Source organism: Enterococcus sp. H57 (assembly GCF_003112495.1).
Lineage (GTDB): Bacteria > Bacillota > Bacilli > Lactobacillales > Enterococcaceae > Enterococcus_B > Enterococcus_B faecium.
In genome coordinates this window covers 1-4131 of sequence record NZ_BEHC01000040.1, presented here as the reverse complement: position 1 = coordinate 4131, position 4131 = coordinate 1, and the positions used below count along the sequence as shown (strand labels likewise).

At 36.5% G+C, this 4131-nt stretch carries 4 protein-coding genes and 1 pseudogene; 3 read left to right on the top strand and 2 right to left on the bottom strand.

The window, feature by feature from the left end:
- Positions 1 to 323: 323 nt before the first annotated feature.
- Positions 324 to 1016 (bottom strand): MurR/RpiR family transcriptional regulator, encoded by a 693-nt coding sequence (locus DIZ30_RS08875; RefSeq protein ID WP_002301588.1) that lies wholly within the window; start codon positions 1014 to 1016, stop codon positions 324 to 326.
- Between the two features lie 40 nt (positions 1017 to 1056).
- Between DIZ30_RS08875 and DIZ30_RS08870 the strand changes: the two genes are divergently transcribed.
- The gene (locus tag DIZ30_RS08870) at positions 1057 to 1674 is read left to right on the top strand and encodes a hypothetical protein (protein ID WP_002309706.1); all 618 of its coding nucleotides are present in this window, start codon (positions 1057 to 1059) and stop codon (positions 1672 to 1674) included.
- Between the two features lie 11 nt (positions 1675 to 1685).
- Complete coding sequence (locus DIZ30_RS08865) at positions 1686 to 2987, top strand: PTS sugar transporter subunit IIC (protein WP_002288793.1); 1302 nt, start codon at positions 1686 to 1688, stop codon at positions 2985 to 2987.
- Positions 2988 to 3150: 163 nt separating this feature from the next.
- Here DIZ30_RS08865 and DIZ30_RS13965 read toward each other — a convergent pair.
- Positions 3151 to 3273 (bottom strand): annotated as a pseudogene (locus DIZ30_RS13965) (DUF2812 domain-containing protein); the annotation flags it as partial.
- Positions 3274 to 3385: 112 nt separating this feature from the next.
- On the opposite strand from DIZ30_RS13965, the gene DIZ30_RS08855 reads away from it, so the two are divergent.
- On the top strand, positions 3386 to 4131 hold a 746-nt coding region (locus DIZ30_RS08855; RefSeq protein ID WP_234414796.1), incomplete at its 3' end, for a transposase.

The window sequence follows — 4131 nt, the reverse complement described above, 5'->3', positions numbered from 1 at the left end:
AGTAACTTTTTAGTCAAAATCAGTTGATAGGGATATTAGTGATACATATTTCAATAAAATGTGCCAAAGAATTAAAGCTATGAATTATTCAGGTTCAGGAATAAAAATTATTTTTAATAACAACCTATTATCCTTTCCAAGCTTGTAGATATTTTGGTTTAGATGTTTTTTATGTGAGTTCAATTCTACAGCGGAGGGAATGAGAAAGTTTTCTAAACAAGTTTGGAAATTCCTAAACATGTTCAGAACACACAGAAAACAATTACATTCTAAAGAAGATTCTTTATACTAGATTTTGAAGAAACAGTGGCCACAGCGTTCTTCTATTTATAAATAGCCTTCAGCGCCGCGCTCAACAAAAGCTCAAATTGATTCAGTGTCGTGCCAAAGAAAAGATTTGGTTGGTAATCAGATATTTTTTGTGGAATATAGGTTTCCGTGCTAATGGTTAATGTTGCCAGCGTACCGATTTTTGAATTTTTTTGCCCAACAAATGCGATCACATCGATAAAGTGATCGTTCGCAATTTTAGCTAATTCGGCTAATCGAACTGTATCACCAGAATTGGAAATAATAAAAAGCAGAATATCTTGTTGCACTTGCTGTCTAAGAAATTCTAAATGACTATTGGCCGTCGCACGAAATCCATATAGATTAAGAGATTCCGAAAAATAATTGGCTAGATTTTGCGAAAAACCTGAGCCAAGAATCATAATCCGTTTATCGCGATACGCAGACATTAAATGTATGAATGCTTCCTTCTCCTCATTGGAGAATGTGCTTGGCATCGTAATGTCAGATTGGCTGTTTCCTAGAGCAAATACCAACTCACTATAACCGGAATATCCAATTTTCTTCGCCATATTGATAATCGTTGCAGTAGAAACATACGATGCTTTGGCAACGTCACGAATCCCAATATTTTTTAAAGACTGACGATTTTTTTTCATAAATCGTAAGACTTCAGCTTCTGAGTCATTCAGTTGGTATTTATCTATAAGCATTTCAACATCCATAAGATTCACCTCAAATTTTATCTAATAGGAGTATTATATTATGACAGAAACGAAATTTATTCAAGATCCGTGGTCAAAAATGACTACCCGTAACGGCTTACGTGGAGATGAAGCTATCTCAGCATTACAGAAATCGATTCGTCGAGGAAAAGAAAAAGAAGCATGTGAATTTGCTTATGAAATGTATATCACCTCACCACAATTTGAAGAGAAACTCTGGAGAAGGCTATTGGCGATCAGTGTTGAGGATGTGGGCATGGGCAATCCTATGGCCGCCATCATGATCAATAACTTAAACGCCATGCGCAAAGAATTCCAATACAATGAATCCGATCGTGCGATGTATTTTTTCCACGCGATTCGTTACCTATGCCAATCTGAAAAAGATCGTTCATCGGATTTACTTAAGAACATTGTTATCAAGAGTTTCGCTATGGGATATATTCCAGAAATTCCTGATATTGCGTTGGATAAACATACTGTTCGGGGACAGGCAATGGGGCGTGGTTCAGAACACTTTTTGCATGAAGCAAGTAAAGTGATCCCCCAAGCAAAAGTTGATAATGACTACAAGGAACAATACGAAAAAATCATCGAGACCTATGATCCAGATCACGTCGTGCCAAGTACGTTTTCATTTAATCCTTGGCAAGTATAGGAGGAAGTTATATGGAAAATTCTGCGTTTATCATGAAACTGAATGACATACTTAGCCCCATCGCAGCCAAGATAGGTAATCAGCGCCACCTAAAAGCTATATCCAGCGGTATGATGTTTGGCCTACCCTTTATTGTTATCGGTTCTTTTTTTCTGATTTTTGCAAATCCACCCATCAATATTGATAAATACAATCCAGATACAGCTAATATTTTCATGAAATTTATGGCCAGCTGGAAAGATTTTGCCGTAGCAAATTATGATCTCATCACAGCCCCTTATAATTTGACAATGGGAATCATCGGATTCATTAGTGTTTTTGGCATTGCATTTTCCCTTGCCAATGAATACAAAATTAATCCTTCCATGAATGGCATGGTTGCATCTGTCATTTATCTAATGGTTTGTACACCAGTGGAAGAAGGTGCCATCAATCTTAATTTCCTTGGGACAAACGGATTGTTCGTCGCAATTATCATCGGCTTGCTAGTAGTGGAAATCAACCGACTATTTGAAGTAAAAAATATTAAGTTGAAACTCCCAGATACAGTTCCACCCATGGTAGCAACCTTTATCAATATGCTCGTTCCACTGCTGACAAATATATTCATCTTTTATGGCATCAATCTGATTTTCTTGGCAGCAACAAACAAAATCTTCCCTGAAGCGGTGATGGAAGTCCTGACTCCAGCAACGAACATCGCTGGCAGTCTAGGTGGTTTCTTATTGATCGTGACTTTGGGTAACATCCTATGGCTATTTGGTATCAATGGCTCGTCAATTATTTTCCCTATCGTCTTTACATTGGGAATGGCTCAAACTGGTTTGAATGCTGAACAACTGGCAAATGGTGAAACCATGACACACTTAATGAACTTACAAATGTTCCGTATTTCTGTACTTGGTGGAGCCGGTGGTACTTTGGGTTTGGTTTTATTGATGATGCGAAGCAAAGTACCCGAATATCGCACAATTGGAAAATTGTCATTGGTTCCTGGAATCTGTTCCATCAACGAACCAGTGATTTTCGGATTACCTATCGTTTTTAACCCTATTTTGGCAATTCCATTTTTGATTACGCCCATCATTTCATTATTGCTGACCTACTTTGCTCAGCAACTAGGATGGATTGGGATTGGATTTATCGTCGATCCTTCCTTCACACCTTTTTTTGCACAAGCTTATCTTTCAAGTATGGACTGGCGCAATATTCTCTTTTGCCTACTGTTGATCGTCATCAGCATCTTCATCTACTATCCATTTTTTAAAGTCATGGAGAGCAATAAAACAAAATTAGTAGATGAAAAACTATAGTCGTCATTCTTAACCTTGTAACGAAAATATGGTTCTATACTATTTAGTGTTGATGGGAAATCTTAGGGTTTCCCATCAACCTATTTTTTATAAAAAAGTATACTCTGGTGTCCCACAACAAATAAAGGAAGCGCCCTTGTTCAAAAGGCTACTTCCTTTATTTTTATTTTGCTTTAAATTTTGAGTCATCATTTATAAGCGAACGTAAGAGATAATAGACACCTAAAAATAGAAAGAAAAATAAAGGTAATACACGTAGTAAAACAAATGGAGTTTCAAAAATAAATGGATAGCATAAAATATCTTGTGTAAATTCGTTTTTCTAGAAATGTAGAAAAAAAGGTATATCCTTAGTAAAATTAGTTCGACCAAAAACAATTTACGAAAGGAATATACCCATGAACTATTTTACTACATCTTTAATGAAAAACCTATTTTCTAATGACAACAATCTTCCAGCTTTTGAACAGGCTGTAACCGAACTGTTTCGTTCAGAGTTGGAGAAATCTCTCAATGAAATACTCGCATATGAGTTGACGGATTTTCTTGATTATGAACCATACGCTAGAACCAATAACGAAAATTCTAGAAATGGTTCCTATCAAAGAAAGTTTGATACAAAATATGGAACTATTACACTCAATATTCCAAGAGATAGAATGGGAGAATTTTTCACTTCTCTTCTGCCTAAATACAGAAGACGAGATCTATTTACCGAAACAACGATTTTGGATTTATTTGAAGAAGGAATGAGCCATTCAGAAATTTGTTCCATGATCCAAAAATTATGTGGAGCTCGCTATTCTAAACAGACCATATCTAATATTACGGACAAAGCTCTGGAATGTGTAGATTCCTTCAAAAACAGAATATTGAACAAAGAGTATGCCGTTGTATATCTTGATGGAACATCCATGCCTTTACGCCGTGATACTGTATCCAGGGAAATGGTCCATATAGCACTAGGAATCACAGTAGAAGGTACAAAAGAAATTCTTGGCTATATGATTGCACCAAACGAGTCCGCTGAGATATGGGAAGAACTTCTGAAAGACTGGAATGGCAACAGTTTTTTTGACAAATTTTATAAGGTGCAGAACTTCTTTCCGTATGCTATTCCGATTGTCCTTGACAATGAGCCTCC